This window comes from Paraburkholderia caribensis, from assembly GCF_002902945.1.
GTDB classification, from domain to species: domain Bacteria; phylum Pseudomonadota; class Gammaproteobacteria; order Burkholderiales; family Burkholderiaceae; genus Paraburkholderia; species Paraburkholderia caribensis.
Genome location: NZ_CP026103.1, coordinates 743,086 through 765,306 on the forward strand (window position 1 = coordinate 743,086; position 22,221 = coordinate 765,306).

General features: G+C 65.1%; 20 protein-coding genes. 8 read left to right on the top strand and 12 right to left on the bottom strand.

Going from position 1 to position 22,221, the window contains the following annotated elements:
• Nucleotides 1-18 precede the first annotated feature (18 nt).
• On the bottom strand, nt 19-2,133 hold the full coding sequence (locus tag C2L66_RS32790; protein WP_060607657.1) for a sigma-54-dependent Fis family transcriptional regulator: 2,115 nt from the start codon (nt 2,131-2,133) through the stop codon (nt 19-21).
• Nucleotides 2,134-2,442: 309 nt separating this feature from the next.
• On the opposite strand from C2L66_RS32790, the gene C2L66_RS32795 reads away from it, so the two are divergent.
• Complete coding sequence (locus C2L66_RS32795) at nt 2,443-2,913, top strand: dihydroneopterin aldolase (RefSeq protein WP_060610383.1); 471 nt, start codon at nt 2,443-2,445, stop codon at nt 2,911-2,913.
• A 79-nt stretch (nt 2,914-2,992) separates the two neighbouring features.
• On the opposite strand, the gene C2L66_RS32800 is transcribed toward C2L66_RS32795, so the two are convergent.
• The 9 genes from C2L66_RS32800 to C2L66_RS32840 form a co-directional block, all read right to left on the bottom strand.
• Nucleotides 2,993-3,397: a hypothetical protein gene (locus tag C2L66_RS32800; protein ID WP_060607659.1), complete on the bottom strand. Its 405-nt coding sequence runs from the start codon at nt 3,395-3,397 to the stop codon at nt 2,993-2,995.
• A gap of 131 nt (nt 3,398-3,528) precedes the next feature.
• Entirely contained in the window at nt 3,529-4,038 is a 510-nt protein-coding gene (gene fae / locus C2L66_RS32805; protein ID WP_054931976.1) for a formaldehyde-activating enzyme, read from the bottom strand.
• Nucleotides 4,039-4,162: 124 nt separating this feature from the next.
• On the bottom strand, nt 4,163-5,044 hold the full coding sequence (locus C2L66_RS32810; protein WP_060607662.1) for a triphosphoribosyl-dephospho-CoA synthase: 882 nt from the start codon (nt 5,042-5,044) through the stop codon (nt 4,163-4,165).
• Nucleotides 5,034-6,038, bottom strand: a complete 1,005-nt coding sequence (locus C2L66_RS32815; RefSeq protein WP_060607665.1) for an ATP-grasp domain-containing protein — start codon at nt 6,036-6,038, stop codon at nt 5,034-5,036. The genes C2L66_RS32810 and C2L66_RS32815 overlap by 11 nt, the downstream gene beginning before the upstream one ends.
• Nucleotides 6,035-7,165, bottom strand: coding sequence for a methenyltetrahydromethanopterin cyclohydrolase (gene mch / locus C2L66_RS32820; RefSeq protein WP_060607668.1), 1,131 nt, complete (start codon nt 7,163-7,165; stop codon nt 6,035-6,037). Before mch ends, C2L66_RS32815 begins: the two co-directional genes overlap by 4 nt.
• Nucleotides 7,140-8,369 carry an ATP-grasp domain-containing protein gene (locus tag C2L66_RS32825; protein ID WP_060607671.1) on the bottom strand — a complete coding sequence of 410 codons (1,230 nt, stop codon included), beginning with the start codon at nt 8,367-8,369 and terminating at the stop codon, nt 7,140-7,142. Before C2L66_RS32825 ends, mch begins: the two co-directional genes overlap by 26 nt.
• Nucleotides 8,370-8,402: 33 nt before the next feature.
• Nucleotides 8,403-9,329: an NAD(P)-dependent methylenetetrahydromethanopterin dehydrogenase gene (locus C2L66_RS32830; RefSeq protein ID WP_060607674.1), complete on the bottom strand. Its 927-nt coding sequence runs from the start codon at nt 9,327-9,329 to the stop codon at nt 8,403-8,405.
• A gap of 93 nt (nt 9,330-9,422) precedes the next feature.
• Nucleotides 9,423-10,472, bottom strand: coding sequence for a beta-ribofuranosylaminobenzene 5'-phosphate synthase family protein (locus C2L66_RS32835; protein ID WP_060607676.1), 1,050 nt, complete (start codon nt 10,470-10,472; stop codon nt 9,423-9,425).
• A 196-nt stretch (nt 10,473-10,668) separates the two neighbouring features.
• Nucleotides 10,669-11,055 (bottom strand): 4a-hydroxytetrahydrobiopterin dehydratase, encoded by a 387-nt coding sequence (locus tag C2L66_RS32840; protein WP_060607679.1) that lies wholly within the window; start codon nt 11,053-11,055, stop codon nt 10,669-10,671.
• Nucleotides 11,056-11,430: 375 nt separating this feature from the next.
• On the opposite strand from C2L66_RS32840, the gene C2L66_RS32845 reads away from it, so the two are divergent.
• The 5 genes from C2L66_RS32845 (at nt 11,431) to C2L66_RS32865 (ending at nt 16,759) form a co-directional block, all read left to right on the top strand.
• A complete protein-coding gene (locus C2L66_RS32845; protein WP_054931983.1) occupies nt 11,431-13,248 on the top strand; it encodes a methanol/ethanol family PQQ-dependent dehydrogenase in 1,818 nt (605 codons plus the stop codon).
• A 191-nt stretch (nt 13,249-13,439) separates the two neighbouring features.
• Complete coding sequence (locus tag C2L66_RS32850) at nt 13,440-13,880, top strand: c-type cytochrome (RefSeq protein ID WP_060607681.1); 441 nt, start codon at nt 13,440-13,442, stop codon at nt 13,878-13,880.
• An 89-nt stretch (nt 13,881-13,969) separates the two neighbouring features.
• Nucleotides 13,970-14,884, top strand: coding sequence for a substrate-binding domain-containing protein (locus tag C2L66_RS32855; protein ID WP_054931985.1), 915 nt, complete (start codon nt 13,970-13,972; stop codon nt 14,882-14,884).
• Nucleotides 14,881-15,705 carry a hypothetical protein gene (locus C2L66_RS32860; RefSeq protein ID WP_060607686.1) on the top strand — a complete coding sequence of 275 codons (825 nt, stop codon included), beginning with the start codon at nt 14,881-14,883 and terminating at the stop codon, nt 15,703-15,705. The genes C2L66_RS32855 and C2L66_RS32860 overlap by 4 nt, the downstream gene beginning before the upstream one ends.
• Nucleotides 15,706-15,772: 67 nt before the next feature.
• On the top strand, nt 15,773-16,759 hold the full coding sequence (locus C2L66_RS32865) for a LysR family transcriptional regulator (RefSeq protein WP_060607689.1): 987 nt from the start codon (nt 15,773-15,775) through the stop codon (nt 16,757-16,759).
• Between the two features lie 899 nt (nt 16,760-17,658).
• Here C2L66_RS32865 and C2L66_RS32870 read toward each other — a convergent pair.
• Nucleotides 17,659-17,865, bottom strand: coding sequence for a YbdD/YjiX family protein (locus C2L66_RS32870; RefSeq protein WP_054931988.1), 207 nt, complete (start codon nt 17,863-17,865; stop codon nt 17,659-17,661).
• A 12-nt stretch (nt 17,866-17,877) separates the two neighbouring features.
• Complete coding sequence (locus C2L66_RS32875; protein ID WP_060607692.1) at nt 17,878-19,956, bottom strand: carbon starvation CstA family protein; 2,079 nt, start codon at nt 19,954-19,956, stop codon at nt 17,878-17,880.
• Between the two features lie 205 nt (nt 19,957-20,161).
• Between C2L66_RS32875 and C2L66_RS32880 the strand changes: the two genes are divergently transcribed.
• Nucleotides 20,162-21,577 (top strand): cache domain-containing protein, encoded by a 1,416-nt coding sequence (locus tag C2L66_RS32880; RefSeq protein ID WP_060607697.1) that lies wholly within the window; start codon nt 20,162-20,164, stop codon nt 21,575-21,577.
• The gene (locus C2L66_RS32885) at nt 21,574-22,215 is read left to right on the top strand and encodes a response regulator (protein ID WP_054931991.1); all 642 of its coding nucleotides are present in this window, start codon (nt 21,574-21,576) and stop codon (nt 22,213-22,215) included. The genes C2L66_RS32880 and C2L66_RS32885 overlap by 4 nt, the downstream gene beginning before the upstream one ends.
• The last annotated feature ends 6 nt before the right edge of the window (nt 22,216-22,221 follow it).

Here is a 22,221-nt window from a genome sequence, read left to right on the forward strand (position 1 = left end):
GTACGGGTCATCTGTGAGTCACTTGCCGCACGCGTCGTCGACGGACGCCTGCGAGGCGTCGTGCGACAGCCGGATGTGCAGTCTGTGCATCTTCCGGTACAAGGTGTTGCGGCTGATGCCGAGCGTCTTCGCAACGTTGCTCACGTTCCAGCGGTGCTCGTCGAGCATCGCGAGCACCGTTTCGCGCTCCTTGATCTGGATCGCGTTGAGGGCGGACAGATCAGCCTCGTCGTCGAACGGCACGGCTCCTGCGTTTGCCTGTTGCGCCAACGGTCCCGCCGCCGAAGCGCGCGCGGGCGCGCCGCCCGCGCCGCGCATTTCATCGACGATCTCCGCCGGCAGATGCGCGCAGCGTATCTCCGGTCCGTCGCACAGCGCGATCGCCATCTGCAATACGTGCCGCAACTGCCGGATGTTGCCGGGCCACGCGTAGTTCGCGAGCGCCTGTCGCGCTTCGGCGCTGAGTTCGGGCGGGTCTTCCGATTCGCTTTCGAGTATGTGCTGCACGAGCGGCAACAGATCGGCGCGCTCGCACAGCGGCGGCAGGTTGATCTCGATGCCGTTGAGCCGGTAGTACAGGTCTTCGCGGAACAGGCCGCGCTGCACGAGATCGAGCAGATTGCGGTGGCTCGCGCTGATCAGCTGGAAATCGACCTTGATGGTGGTTTCGGCGCCGAGCGGCGTCACCTCGCGTTCCTCGATCACGCGTAACAGCCGCGCCTGCAAGGCCATCGGCATGTCGCCGATTTCATCGAGAAACAGCGTGCCGTTGTTCGCCTGCACGATCTTGCCGCGCCGTCCTTCGCGCTGCGCGCCCGTGAACGCGCCCGCACGATAGCCGAACAGCTCGCTTTCGATCAGCGTCTCCGGCAGCGACGCGCAATTCACCGCGACGAATGCGCCCGCCGCGTTGGGACTGATGCTATGCAGCGCGTTCGCGAACACTTCCTTGCCCGTGCCCGTCTGGCCTCTGAGAATAATCGGGATTTTCCGCTGGATCACACGTGCGGCCAGCTGGCTCTGCGCAGCCATGCGCGGATCGCCGAATTCCAGATGCGACAGCTTGTCGAGCCCGGCCGCCGGTTTCGCGTCGCGCGTCTCGCGCGCGCTTTTGGCGCGCGCAGTGATACTGCGGTTGATCGATACGTCGCTCCACTGTCCGCGCGCGCTCGTTGCCACGTGATTCGCGTTGCCGAACGAGGTCGCGTCGCGCGGCGTCTGCGCGATCACGAAGAAGCGGTTGCTGGCGTGCGCGCTGTACACGGTGATCGGATGGAACGAGCCGCGAATGCTGCGCGCGATCATGTCTTCGAGCGTCGCGCTGAACGCTTCTTCGATGCGCTTGCCGCACAGCTGGTCGGGCGAGCGCAGGTCGAGCTGGAACAGCGCGCTGCGATTGGCGGCGAGCACGATGCCGTCGTCGTCGACAGCGAGCTTGCCCGCGTGCAGCGTGCCGACGAATTCGGGGCGGCTATGGAAGTGGACCGTGTTGGCGCGCCGGTAGCGCGAGTCGATCAGCCGGTTCTCGATCATCTGCCGCGACATGCCGACCAGCACGAGCGAATGCTGCTGCAGCATCCGCGAGCGGCTCGTCACGTCGAGCACGCCGACTATCGCGCCGCGTTCGTCGAAGATGGGCGCCGCCGAGCAGGTGAGGGACGTATAGCGCGGATAGAAATGCTCATGCTGATAGATCGCGAGACATTCGCGCTCCGTCAGGCACGTGCCCATGCCGTTCGTACCCGCTTCGCGCTCGCTCCACACGGCGCCGGGGCGCAGGCCGTCGGCGGCCACGGCCTCGCCGAACGGCACCGACGACACCTGATGAACGATCACGCCGTTGGCATCGACGAGTATCACCGCGAGTTCGGGGTCGGCGAGTTGCTGGTAGAGCGTGGTCATTTCCAGCTTCGAGCAGGCGATCAGATCGCCCGCCGCCTCGCGCCGCACGTTTAGCTCGTGCTGTGTCAGCACGGGCGGCAGCACGAACCGTCCAGGGTCCAGGCCGAAATCGACCAGGCAACGCGTCCACGACTGCGCGACGGAATGGCTCATCGAACACGAGGCGGGCTGGTTGTTGACGATGTTCAGTACATCCCGGACATGCGAATCGATGTCAACGAGCGATGACATTAGGGGCGTCTCCGATGCGTTCGGCTCGCGGTGTCCATCCAGTTGCCGATGGGCCCGGCCTGCGCTGTATGTAAGTGTTTCCCCGTGTGTTTCCCGATGTGCCGCGCGTCTCTCGCGCGCGTGAAAGAACTGCCGATATGTGGTTTGAATCTGTTCCAGGGCACTCAGCAAACACTGTACAACTCGTGTCGCGATACATCAATAAATAGTCGTACGAGTGTGGGCGAGTGCGCCTGCTTTTTGCTTCGCATCGACAGATTGCCGTAAAAACCGATGCGCCGCTCGCGCGCCTCAATGTGGAGCCCCTACATGGACCGTTTCAACCCCGGCAGCAGTCCCATCCATTTCACTGTCGTGTTGCCGTCCAGCGCGCGGCCTGCGCATGAGCCGGCAGAGCCGCCGCAGCGCGGCGCCGCGCTCGATATCGTGTATATCGAGGGCTTCGTCGCGCAGACGGTGATCGGCATCGATGCGGCTGAACTGCACGAGCGCCAGCCCGTGCAACTGGATCTCGCGATCGGCGTGCCGTCGCTGCGCGCGTGCGAGACGGACCGGATCGACGACACGATCAATTACGCGGCCGTGCGCGCCGAGCTGCACACGCTGCTTGCGACACACAAGGTGCAGCTTCTCGAAGCGCTGGCTGAGCAGATCGCCCGGCTGTTGATCGACAGGTTCGGCGCTCAGTGGGTACGCGTCAAGTTGTGCAAACCCGCAAAGTTCGACGATGTCGCCGCCGTCGGTGTGATCATCGAACGGCAGCGCGAGCGCGTTGAGTGATGCACGCGTATACCCGGCGTGTCCGTCGGCATTAGACGGGCACGTCGTCAGCGCGGCCGCAGCAGGCCCCGCAGTTGCCCTATTTCGCCGCGGATGGCGTTGCCTTCGCGAGCCCGCACGCCTGATATGCCTCTTGCTGCAACGCACGATACTTCCTGGTCTGCGCCCGCGCCCGGTCGACGCGGAATTCATTGCCGCCTTCTCCGCCGAGCGTCGCGTATTTCGCGAACGTCATCTGCTCGACGTAGTCGTCATATGGCAGGGCGGCCGCAATCTTGTCGATGACGCACGAGCACTTGTAGACGTTGGCGAAATCATGGCCGTTGTCGTCCATGCAGCCGAGCACGTATTCGACGCGGCCTTGTGTCGGATAGTCGTAGCCGCTGGCGGGGGCGGCAGCATCGGCTGCCAGCGCGGAGAGCGGAAGCACTGCAACGCACGCGAACGCCGCGACGGCGAGGCGCGCGCGACAACGTGAGGTCATGTGGAAGCCTTTAGCGTAGGGTTCTGCATCCATCGAAGATCGAAGCAACACGTGAGGCGCAACGCGCGGCAGACCTTCGCGGCCCGCCGCGCGTTGCGCGCGCGACACTGCGTGTCACGCATAAGGCGCGCCTAGTTCGGCGCAAACGGGTGTGCAGCCGAGGCCTTCTTCGACACGACGTCGGCGGCGCTCGGCTCGCCCGCTACCGCGCGCTGCAGTGCCTCACGTGTGGCCTTGTAGTTGAACTCCTGGATCTTCTTGTCGTCGTCGGCTTCCCAGTGGATGAAGACGCCGACACAGACGAACAGGTCGTCGGCTTCGTCCTTCGGAATCGTGCCGTCTTCGACGCAATCCGCGACGGCGAGCGCCACGGCATGCTGCGCCGGACCGAACATCTGCACCGCCTGCTTCGCGCCCTTGATCGTCACCTTGTTGAACATCACGGTGTTGGGCTTGGTCAGCAGATTCGGCGCAACGACTGCGAGCAGCGACGTGAAGCCGTCCTTGTTGTTGGTGAGCGCGTGGCAGAAAGCCGATTCGGCTGCCGAGCCTCGCGGCCCGATGATCAGATCGATGTGGGCAACTTCATTGCCCTCGCCGATAAGCGACTCGCCTACCATTACGCGGTTGATCTTGGCCATGCTGTTCCTCCAGTGAATTGGGTCTGTCGACGTGTGACGAACTCGCGACGCGTGGCGACCAACCGCGCGTTGTTTGAGGGGGACGCACCGCGTTCCCGTGTAACAGGAACCATGCCAATCGAACTCAGGGACGCTCGCTCATGAAGCGCGAAGGGTCGAGCAGCGCGGCGGCGAACAGCGTTGCGACGCTCAGATCGGCGCTCGTGCCTGGGTTGACGCCTTGCGCCTTCAGTTCGGCGTCCCATGCATCGAGCCGGGCGGCGTGCTCGCCGCGCCATTGCACATGACGTTCGCGCGCCTCGCGCGTGACACTTTGCGCCACGGGCGCGCCATGCTTGCGCAGTATGTGCGAATCGGGCCACGCGCCGAGGAAGGTGAGAAAGACGTCAAGTGTGATACCCGTCGTCGTGCTGCAGTGCGATTTCGCGATTGCGTCGAGGCCCGTGCCGAAGATGCCGGCGAAACCGTTCGCGTATTGACGCGCGATGCTGTCGCGTTCGGCGGCCAGTGACATCGCCTCGCGCAGACCGACGGTGGGCGGCGCATGCACCGACTGCTCGGGGGCGTCGCCCAGTCCGCCTGGATTGGCGAGCGAGATCGCGCGATAGGCAGCGCGGGCGTCGTCGACGTCGAGGCGCGACAGCACGCTTTCAACGGATGTCTGCCAGCGCGCGGCGTCCAGTGGACTTGCAGTCGATACTGCTGCGCTCAAGGTTTCCAGCGCGGCGGCAAGCGGCGCGACCAGCAGCACGATGCCCAGATTCGTATTGCAGCCCGCGACGCGCTGCGTGCGCGTCACGGCATCGAGAATGCGCTCGCCGACGCGCGCGCCGCGCGCGAACAGCGCGGGCGCGGCGGCTTCGGCGCTGTCGATGAACTGCGCCGCCTGCATCCCGTGTCCCGCGCTCGCGATGCTGACATTGCCCGGCTTCGCCGTTTCGACATCGAGCCGGCACGCTAGCAAAAAGGCGGCGCGGGCGCGGCCGAGCAGATCATCAGCGTCCATGGAGCGGCACGGCGGGCAGCGGCAGTGTCGTAGCGCGGCTGGCCGCGAGCTTGCGGTCGAGCAGATCGTCGACCAGCGCCGCGGCGATATCGACGGTCGTCACCGATTGCAGCCCGCGCCATGCCGCGACGCCGTTTACTTCGAGCACCAGCGGCACGCCTGTTTCGCCCGGCATCGACAGGTCGGGGATCAGGTCGACGCCCGCGTAGTCGAGCCCGAGCGCGGCTGTCGCGCGCTCGGCGAGACTCGCGAGCGCAGGGTCCAGCGCGGCAGGCTCGCAGCGCGCGCCGCGCGCGACGTTGTGAATCCAGCCGCGACCGCCCGTTCGCCGCATCGCAGCAACCGCGCGTGAGCCGATCACGAGCACGCGCCAGTCGTAGCTACCGGGCCGCGCGCGCGCACTGCCGACGAAGCGCTGCAGGTACGCGACCTCGCTATAACTGCGCAGCGGCGGCAGCGGCGTCAATGCGCCGTTCGACGCGTTCGCGCCGAGCCGCCGCAAGCCCTTGCCCTGCGAGCCGAACAGCGGCTTGATCACGACCCGGCGCGCGGCCGCTGTCTCGCGCATCAGCACGCGCTGTGCGAAAGCCGCCGATTCCGTCGCCCACGCTGGCGGCGTCGGCACGCCCGCGCGATGCAGCAGGAAGCTCGTCATCGATTTGTCGACGCTGCGCTCGATGGCGCGCGCGTCGTTGTAGACGGGCACGCCGCACTCGCGCAGCGCGTGCAGGATGCCGAGGCGCAGCGTGACCTGCTCGAACGTGCCGCCCGCTATGCCGCGCACGAACACGGCGTCGGGCAGGTCGCGCGCGAAGCCCGGAATGGCGAGGCCAGACGGCGACCACGACGTGTCGATGCGGCAAGTCGCGAGATCGACGCAGCGCGCATCGACGCCGCGCGCGCGGAACGCTTTCTTGAGCCGACCCGTGTGCCAGCCGGTTTCGTCCGTCATGATCGCGACGCGCAGGCCGCTTGCCGCGGATGCGTCGCTCATGGCGCCCCCGGACTGGTGATGCCCGGCGTGCCGGGTTCGGCAGCGGAATCGCCGGCCGCCGGATCGCCGGCCGCCGGATCTTCGCCCGCAACGAACGCGTCGCCTTGCCAGAGCGCATGCAGCAACGCGCCGTCGAGCCGTCCGCCGCGATACGTCGTGCCGCTTTCGAGGCTGCTGACCCACACCTCGGCGGGTGCGAACAGCGACGGGTCGATCTGATAGAAGTCGTAATTGAACGACGCGAAAATCTCGGCGAATGGCCGCCCGTAATCGCGCGAATTCGACGACGGCAACTCGGCCGCCAGCCGCCGCGCGACGGCGTCGCGCGTCACAGTCAAATGCACGCGCCCGCCGTAGAGGATCGCGTCGTTGGTGCGGCCCATCGCGGCGAGGCCATCGGGCGCGGGCGGCGGCAGCGGCGCCGTGCCGCTCGCTTCGACGATGTCGCCGAGCGGCACGCCGAGCACATGCGACTTGTGCAGCGCGACCTCGACCACGCGCGCGACGACCTGTACCGTCCCGGCGACAGACTGCGTCGGCGTGACGATCACGGTCAGCTTGCCGGGCGCAATGCCGCAGTCGCCGACGATCTTTTCGAGTACCGCTTGCGGCGGCGGCTGACCGACCTCCATCACCAGTACGCCTGCATCATGCGCGTCGCGATAGCCGAGCTCGTCGAACAGCGTCTCCTTGCCGGCCAGCGCTCGCGCCGGTCCCGAGCCCAGCGAAAAGAACTTCTTGCCATTGTTCTGTTCCTTGCTCGCGGACAGGCTCCAGCCCGCGTACTGGCTGCCGAGGCAGGCGAGCACGGGCGACGCCGTATGCACTTCGATCATCGCGGGCCAGAGCGGCTCGTGCTCGGCGCTGACGCGCGTCTCGATGCGGCCGAGGCCGCCCATGCAGATGCGCGCGATCGTCACGCCCGCCTCGATGCAGCCGGGCGTCGCGACGCCCGCATCGACGATGGTCGGCCCGAACGGATGGCGCGACGCCGCGATGCGCAGCCGCGCCGCGTCCGCGAGCAGGTGCGCGACCAGCGGCGCGGCGAGCGCGTTGACGCTGGGCGCGTCGCGGGGGATGGGCGGCGGGTTGCCGCCAGGGTCAGCCGTGTGAGTCGACGAGTTCATGGCAGGGTTGGGAGCGGGTTTCGATGCGTTGCAGAAGGCGTTGCGTCTGGTGTTGCAGCTCGCGTTGCAGGGCGGTGCGCCCACCCGTTATCGAGCCCGTCACGAGCACCGTGCAAACGGGCTGGCCGGCTTCGATGCGCGTGCCGGGGTTCGGCACGTCGTGACAGACGGGATCGACGAACAGGGCATCGCTGAAGCGGCGCGTCACCGTGAAGGCGGCGGGCGCGAACACGACCTGTTGCGCGACGCCGCATTGCGGCGCACCCGCGCGCCCGGGCGGCAGGCGGCCATGCAGGCACGCGTCGATATGCGCGGCGAGCAATCCGCGCGGCCACGCGTCGCGCCACGCGCGCTCGTACAGCGCCATCGTCGACGACGGCCGCGCGTTGACTTCGAGCACCCGGATCGCATCGCCGTCGAGCAGAAAATCGAGGCTGTTGAGTCCGCTCAGATTCGCGCGCGCGGCGATCGAGCGTACGGCGGAATCGATCTGCCGCGCGATGCCCGCAGGCAGATCGACGGGGCCGAGCGAGCCGGCATGCAGATACGGCAGTGTGCCGCCCGTCACGCAAAGCTGCTCCGCGTAGCCGATCACGAACGCTTCGTGCTGCGCGGCGAGAAAGAGCGCCGACATCGGCAGTCCGTCGCTTATGCGCTGAAAGTAGCCGTCGCGCGCATCCGCTTGCTCCGCTGGACGGATATGCGTGCCGCCGCAGCCGTCGGCGGCTTTGTGCAGCCAGCCTTCGGGCCGCTCGGGCCGCACGAAGGCCACCTCGGGATGCGCGATGCGCAGTTCATCGAGCAACGAGAAAAAGCGCTTCGGATCGCGCACGGCCGCTGTCGCGTCGGCGTCGTTGCCGATCAGGCGCGGCAGTCTCGCCGTCTGCTGCAGCCAGCCGATGTGCGGCTCCATCCCGCTGCCAGCCACGTAGCCGATCAGCCTGGGCAGCCGCACGACGCGTTCCAGCGCAGCCTGCAGCTTGTCCCCGTCGATGGATAAGCCGCTGCCGCCCGTATCGAGCCACAGCTTCGCGTAACGGCGCGTGTCGCGGTCGCCGAACAGATCGAGCGCGGCCACCTGGTAACCGGCATGCGCGGCGGATTGCGCGAGCATGCGCGCCGACAGGCCCGTCACTGCGATGAACGGCGAGGACGTCGAAACGCGTGCGCGGGTATGGGCGGAGCCGGCTCCATGGAAGGGCATCGCGTCGCCTCGTTTCGTTCGTCCGGCCGCGTGCTAGTTGCGCTCGGCGACGACCGCGCGCGCTTCGTCGAACGCTTCCGTGAAGCCGAAATACGCAGGCTTGCCCGCCGTGCGCATCCGCGTGAACAGGCGATGCTCGACCTGATACTTCACATTGCCGATTGCCAGCGCGCCGATGCCGATTGCATCGGGCCGCGCGGCGCCTGCCAGCGGCTTGCCGTCGTCCATCACGTTGACGCCCGCGATGCCTTCCGGCGGCACGGCGTTGACGTCGGCCGCGATCAGCAGGCGCGGCGCCTGCGCGAGATCGGCGGCGCTCATCACCTGGATGCCCGCCGCCGCCGTCGCGAACACGATGTCCGCGCGCGCGAGCGCGGCATGCAGCGTCTGCGGCGTGCCCGTGCCGGCGCCCGAGGTCTTGATGCCGAACCGCTCGTCGACGTCATGGCTCGCGCGTTCGGCGCGCGCGGCGTCGGAATGGCTCGCGATGGTCACATGCGCGCCGAGCGTCGCCGCGATGGCGGCCGTGATGCGGCCCACGGCGCCCGTGCCGCCGAGTATCAGCACGTGCTTGTCCTTCAGATCTTCGCCGTGTTGCGCCTTCAGGTGACACTCGACCAACGCGACGAGCGCCCCGGACGTCGTATATGCGCCGCTCGGGTCGGCGAACACGGAGACTTCGAACGGCGGCACCATGGCTTCGCGCGCGCGGTCGAGCATGTCGGCGGCGAGCATCACATCGCGCCCGCCGATAAAAATGCCCGTGCGCGACACGCCTTTCGGCCCGCGCGAAAAGATCGCGTCCTGGGTCAGTTGGACGACGTTGCGCACGTCGACGTCGCAATACGGCACGACGATCTGATAACCGGCGTCGGCGGCCATGTTGACGTCGAACGGGCTCATCTGCGGCGTCGGCGTGAACATGTGCAGGATGTAGGGCCTTTCAGTGGTTTGTGACATGGCGTCGGCTCGTTCGTAGTCAAAAGCGGGGCTTGCGCGACCGGTGTCGAGTACGGTTGCGTTCGATCGGTCGGCGGATTGCGGGCATCCGGCTCATTGGGCGTTGGCGCCGAAGCGCGGCTGCTGGACGGCATAGAAGCGCGCGCCGCAGTTGCGGCCGCGCGTCACCGAGCACACGATGCCGGGGTGTTCGCGCGTCGCCGCTCGGGCTGCCGCGAGCGCGTCGTCGGCGTGGCGCGAGCTCTGTACGAATGCGAAGCCCGTCGGGCCCCACGAGCTCTGCCCGACACCCGCTGTCTGGTTCGCCGCGATGGCCTGCAAGGCCGCCGCGACGGCGGGGCTGGAATAGACGCCGCCTTGCACGGGCGCGAAGTATTCGCCGATGGATTGCTGAACTTCGCTGACGCCGGCGGCGAACGCGTCGAAGTCGCCTTGCGCCATGCCGGGCAGCACGCGCATCAGCAGCTGATGGCAGACGTGTGCGGCGAGTGTCTGCGGGAAGGGCGGCAGGGCGGCGAGGCCGCGCTTTTCGTCGTCGCCGTGCAGGCCTTCGCGCGTGGTGTCGTCGATCAGCACGATGCGCCAGTCGTCGGGAAATGGCTGGCGCGCGAGCAGCGGCGGCAAGGCGGCGCGCGTTGCGGTGCCCGCTATGGTACGTCCCGGCCCGCCGTCGACGAGCAACCCGCCATGATCGAAACCGAGCACGCCGATGCCGGAGCGCGCGCCGCGTCCGAGGCGTTGCGCGAGTTCCGCCGTCGTCGCCGACATCCCCACAAGCCGCGCATACGCGGTGCCGACCGCGAGCGCGAGCTGGGTGCCCGAGCCGATGCCGCAATGCGCGCGCGCTGCCTGTTCGAGCTGGACGGAAACGGGCGGCCCGCCATAGGCGTCGCGCAGCAGCGCAAGATAGCGCTCGATGCGCTCGCGTTGCTCTGCCGTGGTGGCGCCTTCGATCTGCGCGTCGTCGGCGGGCCGCGCGGTGACGCGCGTGCCGCATCCTTCGATGACCACGCCGACGCTGCCGAACGCGCGTCCAAGCGATCCGCCGGGATCGAGAAAGCCCATGTGGAGCCGGCCGGGCGCCTCAACGGTGATCGCCGAGATGGCAGGCAGTGTCGACGTGCGTTCGGATGACATCCGCATGCGAGAGCTTCCTTGTCGAGTCGTATGGGCGTGTGGCGGCGCAATCGAGCCGCACGGATAAAACGGCACAAGCCCGCGCGGAGCCGCCGCAGCGGCGCGGTTCCGGAGTCAGGCAAGAGCCGTACCACGCGCGACCCGGCGCGCGACCAGCCAATCTCGCCGCGCGGTCGAGGCCCGGGCCTTCGCGCGAACGGCGTCAGCTCTTTGGCGCGTCGTACTTGATGTAGCGGAAGCGCTGATCGTCGGCAGGCGTGCCTTCCAGCGGGCCGCCTTCCTTGCCCGGCTGCCACCCGATCACTTCTTCGATCTTGCGCGCGAGCGCGAAGTCCTTGTCGGTGATGCCCTTGGCGGAATGCGTCTTCAGCTTCACGACGACGAACGCATACGAGACCGTCAGATCCGGGTGATGCCACGCCGCTTCGGCAAGATGGCCGACGGTGTTGACCACCATCAGCGTGCCTTTCCAGCTTTCCGTGCGGTACTTGCGCCGCAGCCAGCCCTCTTCGAGATACCAGTGCTGCAATGGGCCTTCGAGCTTCTTCTGGATTTCCTCGTCGGAATACACGTGTTCGCTTTGTGCCATGACGGACCTCCGCTGGTGTCGAATGGTTGCTGATATGAAGAGCTTAGTGCCCCTGCGTGCTTTGCAAAGCCCGAATGCCGCCTGACTGCGTGCGCGCACCGGGCGCGGTCCGATGGTTTGCGTATCTGACACAGAATGTCCCGCCGCACGCGGCGAAGCGGAACATGTTGACGCCGCGGCGCCGCGCAGCGGCGTGTCAGCGCGTGCTGTAGCGACCGGCATGGAATATGCGATCCGCCGTCATACGCATGGGCCGGGCAATGGATCCGGCGCAGCAAAGACGTTACCTGCATCCAGCGGCGCGGCTGGAGCGACCCGGTAGCGTGTCATCGGTAACTGGACGGATTCAACCAGTATCACCCATCTGGAGGAGACATGAACGTACGCACCCTGGTTCTCGGACTGGCGGTGTTGGTTGCGACGGCGCTGAACTCGTTCCTGGCTTATGCCGATCCGCAGCTGGACTCGCTAATCAAGAACCCATCTAACTGGGCGGCGCAAGCAGGTGATTATTCCAATCACCGGTACAGCACGCTCAAGCAGATCAACGAAAGTAACGTCGGCAAACTGCAGGTCGCCTGGACGATGTCGACGGGCGTGTTGCGTGGTCACGAAGGTTCGCCTCTCGTGATCGGCGACACGATGTATATCCACTCGCCGTTTCCCAACAAGGTCATCGCAATCAACCTGAAGGACCAGACCTTCATCTGGCAATACGAGCCGAAGCAGGACGCATCGGTGATCTCCGTGATGTGCTGCGATACCGTGAACCGCGGGCTCGCCTACGGTGACGGCAAGATCTTCCTGCAACAGGCCGACACCAAGCTCGTCGCGCTCAACGCGAAGACGGGCGAAGTGGTCTGGAGCGCGCAGAACGGCGATCCGAAAGCGGGTGAAACCAACACCAATGCGCCGCACGTATTCGGCGACAAGGTGCTGACGGGCATCTCCGGCGGCGAGTTCGGCGTGCGCGGCCGTCTGATCGCGTACGACATCAAGACGGGCAAGGAAGCGTGGAAGGCCTATAGCACCGGGCCCGACAACGAGATGCTGCTCGACCCGCAACAGACGATGACCTGGGCAGACGGCAAGATGCAGCCCGTCGGCGCGGATTCGTCGATCAAGAGCTGGAAGGGCGATCAGTGGAAGCTCGGCGGCGGCACCACGTGGGGCTGGTATGCGTGGGACCCGAAGCTGAACCTTGTCTACTACGGCACGGGCAATCCGGGCACGTGGAACCCGACGCAGCGTCCCGGCGACAACAAGTGGTCGATGTCGATCTTCGCGCGCGACCTGAATACGGGCAAGGCGAAGTGGGTCTATCAGATGACGCCGCACGACGAATGGGACTATGACGGCGTCAACGAAATGATCCTCTCCGACATTTCGATCAACGGCAAGAAGACGCCTGCCATCGTTCACTTCGACCGCAACGGCTTCGGCTATACGCTGAACCGCGAGACGGGCGAACTGCTGGTCGCGCAGAAGTACGACCCGGCCGTGAACTGGGCGGACAGCGTCGATCTGAAGAGCGGCCTGCCGATTCGCAACGCCTCGTACTCGACGCAGAAAGCCGGTCCCGATCACAACGTCAAGGGCATCTGCCCGGCGGCGTTGGGCTCGAAGGATCAACAGCCGGCCGCGTTCGATCCATCGTCGAACCTGTTCCTCGTGCCGACCAACCACGTCTGCATGGACTACGAGCCGTTCGATGTCGACTACGTGTCCGGCCAGCCGTATGTGGGCGCGACGCTGTCGATGTTTCCCGGTCCGAACGAGAAGGGCGCGATGGGTAACTTCATCGCGTGGGATGCTTCGAAGGGCAAGATCGTCTGGTCCAAGCCGGAACGTTTCTCGGTGTGGTCGGGCGCGCTGGCGACGGCAGGCGGCATCGTCTTCTACGGCACGCTGGAAGGCTACATCAAGGCAGTGCGGATCAAGGACGGCAAGGAACTGTGGAAGTTCAAGACGCCGTCGGGGATCATCGGCAACGTCTTTACGTATCAGTATCAGGGCAAGCAGTTCGTCGGCGTGTATTCGGGCATCGGCGGCTGGGCGGGCATCGGCATGGCGGCCGGCCTGCAGAAGTCGACGGAAGGCCTCGGCGCCGTGGGCGGCTATCGCGAGCTGGCGAAGTACACCGCGCTCGGCGGCACGCTGTTTATCTTCGCCATTCCGGGCGGGAACGGCTGATACGGCCTGAGCGTTGCAGCGGTTTTCAACAGCCGTTTCGCAGCAGCAGTGACGTAGCCGGAGACGCCCGTACGCGGTCTTCGGCTCCGAACAGAAGTGGCGTGCGGCACGTTGCAGATGCGATGCGCCGCATGGCGGTCCGGTTGTGCATGAACAGCAGCTTCAAACGAAATGATTAGGGAGACGAACGCATGAAAGGCCGTGTTGTGCTGTCGCTTGCAGGCGCGTTACTGGCGTTGAGCGCTTTACCTGTTGTCATGAGCAATAGCTGGGGACAATCGTCTGACGCGCCTCCCCAGGCCCAGAAGGTTGCGTATAAGGTGGTCGACGGCAACAAGGTCGACAGCGATACGCTGATGGGATGGAAAACCTGGCGCGCGCTCGCCTGCGAACGCTGCCACGGCGCGAAGCAGGAAGGCCTTGTCGGTCCGTCGCTGATCGATGCGTTCAAGACGCTCGACAAGAACGAGTTTCATCGCACGGTGTTCGGCGGACGTGTCGACAAAGGCATGCCCGATTTCAGTTCGAGTCAGATGATGCAGAAGAACTGGGAGAACCTCTTCGCCTACCTGAAGGGCCGCTCCGACGGCTCGATCAAGCCCGGCGATCTGCAGGCGATCGATGCGAAGTGACGATAAAGTCGAGCGATGAGCATGACGTGCCGCGATGCCATGCATCGCATCGCGCCGCCAGTCGCATGACGCCAACCCGGGAGACCTCGATGACCGATCGCAGAAGTTCCGCCGTCCATGCCGTGTGTGCGATGCTGGCGCTGTGCTGGGCATGCGCCGGCGGGCCGTCAGCCCGGGCGCAAGGCGCACCTGCGCCGAATCTGCCGAACAACGACGGCGCGGACAAGGTGCTGCGGGTGTGCGCCGATCCGAACAACATGCCGCTGTCGAACGACAAGGGCGAGGGCTTCGAGAACAAGATCGCGGCCGCGATGGCCAAAGATTTCGGCTACAAGCTCGAATACACGTACTTCCCGCAGCGCATGGGCTTCGTGCGCCATACGTTGCGCGACAAGGTGGACAACAGCGATCAGTTCAAATGCGACCTGATCATCGGCGTGCCGCATGGTTACGACATGACGTCGACGACGCGACCGTGGCTGCATTCCACTTACGCGATGGTGTTCATCAAGCGCCCCGAGTTCGCGAACATCAACGCACCCGCCGATCTGTTGAAGCTGCCGCCCGATCAGCTGAAAAAGCTGAAGCTCGGCATTTTCTCGCAGACACCCGCCGTCGACTGGCTGCTGAACAACAACCTGATCGACCAGGCCGTGTCGTATCGCGCGCAAAGCGGCGACCCGAATGCGTTTCCGGGCGAGATGATCCAGCACGATCTGGCGCAGGGCAATGTCGACGTGGTGTTCGTCTGGGGACCGATTGCGGGCTACTTCGCGAAGCAGGCCAGCGATCGCGTGAAGCTCGTGCCGTTCCCGCCGCAGCCGGGCATCCGTTTCGATTATGAAATCTCGATGGGCGTGCGCTACGGCGAGAAGGCGTGGCACGACAAGATCGACCAGTGGATCGCAACCCATCAGGACACGATCGACAAGATTCTCGCCAGCTATGAAGTGCCGCTCTTGCCGCTCGCGAGCGCGCCCGTTGCGTCGGATGCGCCGAAATGACGGGCGCTTCGGCAGCGGACGCACGGCTTGGCACGCGTGCGTTCGCGATGCGTCGCGTGGCCGCGGTGGCGGCGCTCGTGCTGTGGCTGAACTCGCCGCACGCGGCGCGCGCAGCCGATGCCGCCAGCGCAGCGAGCGGCCCGAGCGCACCTGGCGCACCCGCCACGCCCATCGCGCCCGCCGAGAAACTGCTGTTTCTCACGCCGCATTTGCAGGGTGTCGCGTCGCAGACCGAGCTCGACTATTCGCTTGTCGTTTCCGCGCCGCCTGAGAAGCAGACGGACAGGGTCCGCGTGCTCGTCGCGAGTGCGGGCAATGCGAACGGCGACGCCACCGTCAGCGATGCGAGCGGCAAGGTGCAGTTGCCGGACAACCTGCCCTGCAACCCGGTGATCCTGTATTTTCTCGAGCGCGATATCGCGGGGATGGAGCAGGCGACGGGCGGCCAGCGGCGCTATTTCCAGCAGCGCGTGCGGCTGGCGCTCGCGGCGTCGCCGGCCATTACGGACGCCACCATACAGGTCGACGGCAAGCCTGTGAAGGCGCGCAAGATCGTGATCCAGCCGTATCTGCACGATCCGAACGCGCAGCGCTTTCCGAAGTTCACGAGCAAGCGTTACACGTTCGTGCTCGCCGACGGCGTGCCGGGCGGCGTGTTCTTGCTGCGTACCGATGTACCCGGCGACAACGACGATTTCGCGCATCCGTTGAAGACGGAGTCGTTGAGCTACGAAGGCTCGCTGCGCAAGCTGTCGCCGCCTGCGCACGGCACGCCGACGTCGCCTGCGGCACCGCCTGCCGGACCGCGCGCGAGCCGCTGAACCGGTCGATATCGCTGCGTGGCGGCGGGCGCCTGCCGCCCCTTGTCACGCCCATGGACATTGCCACATGAACCTGATCCGCTCGCTGACGCTCAGGCAACTGCAGATTTTCGTGATCGCGAGCCGGCTGCCGAGTTTTGCGCGTGCGGCGGAAGAACTGCATCTGACGCAGCCGGCCGTATCGATGCAGATTCGGCAACTGGAGGAAGCTATCGGCATGCCGCTGTTCGAGCGGATCGCGCGGCGCCTCAGTCTGACGGAAGCGGGCGAGCGTCTGTCGCATCACGCGAGTCGGATTCTCGGCGAGATCAAGGACGCGGAAGACACGATGATTTCGCTGGCGCAGGCGGATAGCGGGTCGATCACGGTCAGCATCGTGAGTTCGGCGACTTACTTCGCGCCCAAACTGCTCGCGCGGTATTCGAAGCAGTATCCGAAGGTGGATGTGCATTTTTCTGTCGGCAATCGCGAGACGTTGTTGCGGCTCTTGCAGGACAACGCGACGGATCTCGCGATCATGGGCAGGCCGCCGCCTGAGTTGGGGACGACGGCTGAGCCGCTTGCTTATCATCCGCATGTGATCATTGCGCCGGTTACGCATCCTTTGCGCGATGCGCGGCGGTTTGATTTACAGGAACTGGCGGGGGATACGTTTTTGTTGCGTGAGCCGGGGTCGGGGACGCGGGCGGTGGCCGAGCATACGTTTCGGCAGCATCTTTTTACACCTTCGCGGTGTGTGACGCTTGGGAGCAATGAGACTATCAAGCAGGCTGTGATGGCCGGGATGGGGGTGAGCCTGATTTCATTGCATACGCTTGGGCTTGAATTGCGGACGGGGGAGATTGCGTTGCTCGATGTGAACGGGACGCCCGTTGAGCGTACGTGGCAGATCGTGCATCTGGCTTCCAAGCAGTTGTCGCCGACTTGTGTCATGTTCAGGCGGTTTTTGCTTGAGCATGCGGAGCCGTTTCTTGAGGAGGAGTATTTTGAATTGGTCGGGGGGTTGTCGTCTGCGACGGCCAGGCGGGGGCGTTCGGCGAAAGTTGTGGTTTGAAGGGGTTTTTGTCTGCGACGCTGGGAGGGGTGATTTGGGTTTGCGCTGGTATTCGCGTTTGGGCGTTTGCCTTTGCGCTGGCATCCGCGAATTGGCTTTGCGCCTGGCATCCGCGAATGGGCTTTGCGCTGGCATCCGCGTTACGTTATCTAGCTTCAGGCGTCGCCCCTGTGCGGGGCGGCACCTACTTTTCTTTGCCGCCGCAAAGAAAAGTAGGCAAAAGAAAGCGGCTCACACCGCCAGCCCGTGTTCTTATCCACGGGCCCCCAACGGCCCCACACTTCACACGCCCGTGCCCTGGGTAGTGCCCGTTGCCAACGCTTCGAATGAACGCCTCACCCACTTCAAACACCCGTACATGAGCCAGCGGCAGCGAATGGTATCCGCCGCCCAGGTGGCAAACTGTGTGTAGGTTGTCGCGTCGTATGGCTTGGCGCTCTTACAAGGTGGGATGCGTGCGCTATCGGTCCGGAGTGGTGCGCGTATGGCGCGAAAGCCTACACACAGTTTGCCACCTGGGCGGCGGTGGACTGTCTTGCGCGGCATGCTGAAATACGGGTGTGTGAAGCGGGTGAGGCGCTCATTCAGAACGTTGGCAACGAACGTGGGTCACGTGATTGCCGTGTGAAGCGTAAGAACCTGTGGGGGCCCTCAGGCAAGTATTAGCGCTGGCGGTGTGAGCCGCTTTCTTTTGCCTACTTTTCTTTGCGGCGGCAAAGAAAAGTAGGTGCCGCCCCGCACAGGGGCGACGCGTGAAGCGCGCTAACGTAACGCGGATGCCAGCGCAAAGGCCGAGCACACCGAACGAAGAGGCATGAAGCGCGCTAACGAAACGCGGATGCCAGCGCAAAACCCAAGCCCACCCCCCAGCGTCGCAGACAAAAAAAACGCCAACCACCTCAACAACACTTCCCAGCGCCCCCAGCATACCTCGCCGCCTGCCGCTCGCGAAAAAACTCCTCATACGACATAACCGGGCGATCAGGATGCGCAGCACCCATATGCGCGACGTAAGTCGCATAATCCGGCATCCCGACCATCAACCTCATGGCCTGCCCCAGATATCGCCCGGCGTTAAGCACATCATCCCGAAGTCCAGAGAACATAACGCGCTCCGTTTACTGCGTACCGCTTGCACGCTGCCCGGAGGGCAGAATCTCGAACGGCGTCTCCCGCACCGTAGGCCGATCCGCGCGTCGCGCACGAACCACCGCCAGCACGCCATAAAACACCACACTCACGACCACGAAAATAAACAACCCCGCCAGCGCAGCATCGACATAATCATTGAACATGATCCGATGCATCTGCTCGATCGACTTGGCGGGCGCCACGATCTTGCCCGCATCGGCAGATGCACCAAGCTTCGCCGCGTGCGCAAGAAATCCAACCTTCGGATTCGCGTCGAAAATCTTCTGCCAGCCAGCCGTCATCGTACAGACCAGCAACCAGACGGTCGGCACGAGCGTTACCCACGCAAAACGCTCGCGCTTCATCTTGAACAGCACCACCGTGCCGAGCACCAGCGCAATCCCCGCCAGCATCTGGTTCGAAATGCCGAACAGCGGCCACAGCGTATTGATGCCGCCAAGCGGATCGACCACGCCCTGATACAGGAAGTATCCCCAAGCGGCAACACACAGCGCCGTCGCGATCAGATTCGCCGGCAGCGATTCCGTACGCTTGAGAGCAGGGTGGAACGTGCCCAGCAGATCCTGCAGCATGAAGCGCCCCGCACGCGTACCTGCATCGACGGCCGTCAAGATGAAGAGCGCTTCGAAAAGAATCGCGAAGTGATACCAGAACGCCATCATCGCCTGGCCGCCAATCACCTGATGGAGAATCTGCGCCATCCCCACAGCAAGCGTCGGTGCGCCGCCCGCACGCGCGACAATCGTCGTTTCGCCGACGGCCTGCGCGGTTTGCGTCAGCATCTCCGGCGTCAGCATGAAGCCCCATTGCGATACCGTCTGCGCAACCGCGTCGGGTGTCGTGCCGAGCACGGCAGCAGGCGCATTCATCGCGAAATAGATGCCCGGCTCGATCACGGCAGCCGCCACCAGCGCCATCACGGCAACGAACGATTCCATCAGCATCGCGCCATAACCGATGAAGCGCGCGTTCTTCTCATTGTCGAGCAGCTTCGGCGTCGTGCCCGACGAGATCAGCGCGTGGAAGCCCGACACCGCGCCGCAAGCAATCGTGATGAACAGGAACGGGAACAGATTGCCCGACCACACGGGGCCCGTGCCGTCGACGAACTTCGTCAGCGCGGGCATCTTGAGTTCCGGCGCGACAACGAGAATGCCGATCGCGAGGCCGAGAATCGTGCCGATCTTCAGGAACGTCGACAGATAGTCGCGCGGCGCAAGCAGCAGCCACACCGGCAACACCGATGCGACAAAACCGTAGCCGATCAGAATCCACGTGAGCTGCGTGCCGCTGAACGTGAACCACGCGGCGAGCGCGGGATTGTCGTGCACGCTCTGACCGAACACGATCGATGCCATCAGCAGCACGAAGCCGATCACCGACACTTCGCCAATGCGGCCCGGCCGGATGAAGCGCGTGTAGACGCCCATGAACAGCGCAATGGGGATCGTCGCGGCGACGGTGAACGTGCCCCACGGCGAATTGGTCAGCGCCTTCACGACGATCAGAGCGAGCACGGCAAGGATGATCACCATGATGAGGAACGCGCCGAACAGCGCGATCACGCCGGGCACGGTGCCCAGCTCCATCTTCACGAGATCGCCGAGCGAACGCCCGTCGCGCCGCGTCGAGATGAACAGCACGATGAAGTCCTGCACGGCGCCCGCGAACACGACGCCCGCGAGAATCCACAGCATGCCGGGCACGTAGCCCATCTGCGCGGCGAGCACCGGGCCGACCAACGGACCTGCGCCCGCGATCGCCGCGAAGTGATGGCCGAACAGCACGTACTTGTTGGTCGGCACGTAGTCGAGACCGTCGTTGTGCCGCACGGCAGGCGTCATGCGCTGGCCGTCGAGTTGCAGCACATGATTCGCAATGAAGCGGCTGTAGAAGCGATAAGCGATCAGATAGACGCAGACGGCGGCGATCACGACCCAGAGGGCGCTGATCTTCTCGCCGTGCGCAAGCGCGATGGTGCCGAACGCGAAGGCGCCGAGAAGCGCAACCGCTGTCCAGATCAGAATACTGGATGCCCGATTCATGGGAGTCTCCATAATTTTGTTTGCATGCCCGTCAGCGCTCGCCGGCGAGGCCCAATGCAGCGCGTCGAGGTCGCGCCGCGCATGGTCGAAGATGTGCCATGCTCTTGGGCGTGTAGTATTCGTCTTCGTCGTGTGCGCCACAAGCGCACAACTACGTAAGCGCGCTACGTAGAATTACGTAGGCAGTCCGACTGGCTTTCCGCAGATGAAACTCAAGGCAAAGATCTTTCTGCTCGCCCTCGTGCCGTTTCTGGCCGCGATCGCGGGCATTGCGCTCGGGGTGCGCCATCAGGCCACCGCGCTTGCGAGCGCGCAGCACGATACGACGCAATCGGCGTACATGGCGAGCAAGGAAATCGAGCTTCGTCATTACGTCGATCTCGCCACCAGCGCGATCAGGCCGCTCTATGACGAAGCGGGCGTCAACGCCCGCGACGACGCGCTCCTGCGCCACCGTGCGCTCGCGATGCTCGAAAAAATGGACTTCGGCCAGGACGGCTACTTCTTCGTCTACGACATGCACGGCCGCTCGCTGATGCATCCGCGCGAGCCGGATCTCGTCGGACGCGATCTGTGGACCTTGCGCGATCCCGCCGGCTCGCTGACCATCCAGCAACTCATCGCGGCGGCCGCCGAGGGCGGCGGCTATGTGCGCTATGTGTGGCATCGTCCGTCCACCGGCAAGCTCGCGCCGAAGCTCGGCTATGTCGTGCCGCTGCCGCGCTGGGGCTGGATGCTCGGCACGGGCATCTATCTCGACGACGTCGATACCACGCTTGCGCGCATCGACCAACGCGCGTCGTCCGACATTGAGCACACCATGCTATGGATCGGCGCAATCGCGCTGGCGGGGCTGTGCGTGATCGCCGTGTGCGCGCTGGTGCTGAACGTCAGCGAATACCGCAGCGCCGACGCGAAGCTCAAGCGGCTCGCGCAGCAGGTGGTCGAATCGCAGGAAAACGAACGGGCGCGGCTGTCGCGCGAACTGCATGACGGCATCAGCCAGATGCTCGTTTCCGTCAAGCTGCTGCTGGAGTCTGCCCTCGCGCGTTTCGAGCTGACCGAGCCGCGCGTGCAGCCGGCGGAAGCCGCGCTGTCCACAGGCATCGGGCGGCTCGGCGACGCGCTGCGCGAAGTGCGCCGCATCTCGCATGCACTGCGTCCTTCGATGCTCGACGATCTCGGGCTGGCGGCAGCGCTCGAACAACTGACGCGCGAACTGAGCACGCAAAGCCATCTGTCGATCGGCTTTACGCAGATCGTGCACGATCACGCCGCGCAACTGCCCGACACGGTGAAGACGGCGCTGTTCCGCATCGCGCAGGAAGCGCTGACGAACATCTTCCGGCACGCGCAGGCGACGCAGGCCGCCGTCGCGCTGGAAGTCAGCGCGCGCCGCGTCACGCTGTCGATCAGCGACGATGGACGTGGCTTCGACGTCGAACGGGTGCAGGCCGACCCGAGCGCGGGCGTCGGCTTGCGCAACATGCGCGAGCGGCTGGAGGCGCTGAACGGCGAATTGCAGCTGGTGTCGCGGCCGGGCCATACCCTCGTCACGGCGACTGCGCCGCTGTTCGCGCAGCAAGCGCTTCACATCGAAATGCAGGCAGACCCTTCATGAACAGTCCAGCGGGCGCGGCGCGCCTCATCCTCGTCGACGATCATCCCCTCGTGCGCGACGGCTTGCGCGCACGGCTCGATACCGTGCCGGGTTTCGCCGTGGTCGGCGAAGCGGGTAACGCCGACGAAGCGCTGGCGCTCGCGGCCGCGCACGAGCCAGACCTCGTGTTGATGGACGTGGGCATGCGAGGGATGAACGGCATTGCGCTCGCCGCGCTGTTTCATGAGCGCTATCCGGGCATCCGCGTGCTGATGCTGTCGATGCACGACAACGTCGAATACGTGACCCAGGCCGTGCGCGCGGGCGCGAGCGGCTACGTGCTGAAGGATTCGCCGGGCGCGGAGATCATCCGCGCGATCGGCGCCGTGCTCGACGGCAAGACCTACTTCAGCGAAGGGCTCAGCGCGCGGCTGATACACGCGTCGGCGATGCGCGATCCGATCGAACGTTTGACGCCGCGCGAGCGCGATATTCTCGACCAACTCGCCGAAGGCTTGTCGAGCAAGCAGATCGCGCAACGCAATGGTCTATCGGTGCGTACCGTCGAAACGCATCGGCTGAATCTCAAGCGCAAGCTCGAGATAGAAGGGCAGGCCGAATTGATCAAGTTCGCGGTGGAGCATCGGCGCACGGAGTGAGCCGTG

What these genes read in the sequence shown, in the direction of transcription:
- C2L66_RS32790 (WP_060607657.1), bottom strand. Translation starts at nt 2,133, where the DNA reads ATGTCATCGCTCGTTGACATCGATTCGCATGTCCGGGATGTACTGAAC.
- C2L66_RS32795 (WP_060610383.1), top strand. Translation starts at nt 2,443, where the DNA reads ATGGACCGTTTCAACCCCGGCAGCAGTCCCATCCATTTCACTGTCGTG.
- C2L66_RS32800 (WP_060607659.1), bottom strand. Translation starts at nt 3,397, where the DNA reads ATGACCTCACGTTGTCGCGCGCGCCTCGCCGTCGCGGCGTTCGCGTGC.
- fae (WP_054931976.1), bottom strand. Translation starts at nt 4,038, where the DNA reads ATGGCCAAGATCAACCGCGTAATGGTAGGCGAGTCGCTTATCGGCGAG.
- C2L66_RS32810 (WP_060607662.1), bottom strand. Translation starts at nt 5,044, where the DNA reads ATGGACGCTGATGATCTGCTCGGCCGCGCCCGCGCCGCCTTTTTGCTA.
- C2L66_RS32815 (WP_060607665.1), bottom strand. Translation starts at nt 6,038, where the DNA reads ATGAGCGACGCATCCGCGGCAAGCGGCCTGCGCGTCGCGATCATGACG.
- mch (WP_060607668.1), bottom strand. Translation starts at nt 7,165, where the DNA reads ATGAACTCGTCGACTCACACGGCTGACCCTGGCGGCAACCCGCCGCCC.
- C2L66_RS32825 (WP_060607671.1), bottom strand. Translation starts at nt 8,369, where the DNA reads ATGCCCTTCCATGGAGCCGGCTCCGCCCATACCCGCGCACGCGTTTCG.
- C2L66_RS32830 (WP_060607674.1), bottom strand. Translation starts at nt 9,329, where the DNA reads ATGTCACAAACCACTGAAAGGCCCTACATCCTGCACATGTTCACGCCG.
- C2L66_RS32835 (WP_060607676.1), bottom strand. Translation starts at nt 10,472, where the DNA reads ATGCGGATGTCATCCGAACGCACGTCGACACTGCCTGCCATCTCGGCG.
- C2L66_RS32840 (WP_060607679.1), bottom strand. Translation starts at nt 11,055, where the DNA reads ATGGCACAAAGCGAACACGTGTATTCCGACGAGGAAATCCAGAAGAAG.
- C2L66_RS32845 (WP_054931983.1), top strand. Translation starts at nt 11,431, where the DNA reads ATGAACGTACGCACCCTGGTTCTCGGACTGGCGGTGTTGGTTGCGACG.
- C2L66_RS32850 (WP_060607681.1), top strand. Translation starts at nt 13,440, where the DNA reads ATGAAAGGCCGTGTTGTGCTGTCGCTTGCAGGCGCGTTACTGGCGTTG.
- C2L66_RS32855 (WP_054931985.1), top strand. Translation starts at nt 13,970, where the DNA reads ATGACCGATCGCAGAAGTTCCGCCGTCCATGCCGTGTGTGCGATGCTG.
- C2L66_RS32860 (WP_060607686.1), top strand. Translation starts at nt 14,881, where the DNA reads ATGACGGGCGCTTCGGCAGCGGACGCACGGCTTGGCACGCGTGCGTTC.
- C2L66_RS32865 (WP_060607689.1), top strand. Translation starts at nt 15,773, where the DNA reads ATGAACCTGATCCGCTCGCTGACGCTCAGGCAACTGCAGATTTTCGTG.
- C2L66_RS32870 (WP_054931988.1), bottom strand. Translation starts at nt 17,865, where the DNA reads ATGTTCTCTGGACTTCGGGATGATGTGCTTAACGCCGGGCGATATCTG.
- C2L66_RS32875 (WP_060607692.1), bottom strand. Translation starts at nt 19,956, where the DNA reads ATGAATCGGGCATCCAGTATTCTGATCTGGACAGCGGTTGCGCTTCTC.
- C2L66_RS32880 (WP_060607697.1), top strand. Translation starts at nt 20,162, where the DNA reads ATGAAACTCAAGGCAAAGATCTTTCTGCTCGCCCTCGTGCCGTTTCTG.
- C2L66_RS32885 (WP_054931991.1), top strand. Translation starts at nt 21,574, where the DNA reads ATGAACAGTCCAGCGGGCGCGGCGCGCCTCATCCTCGTCGACGATCAT.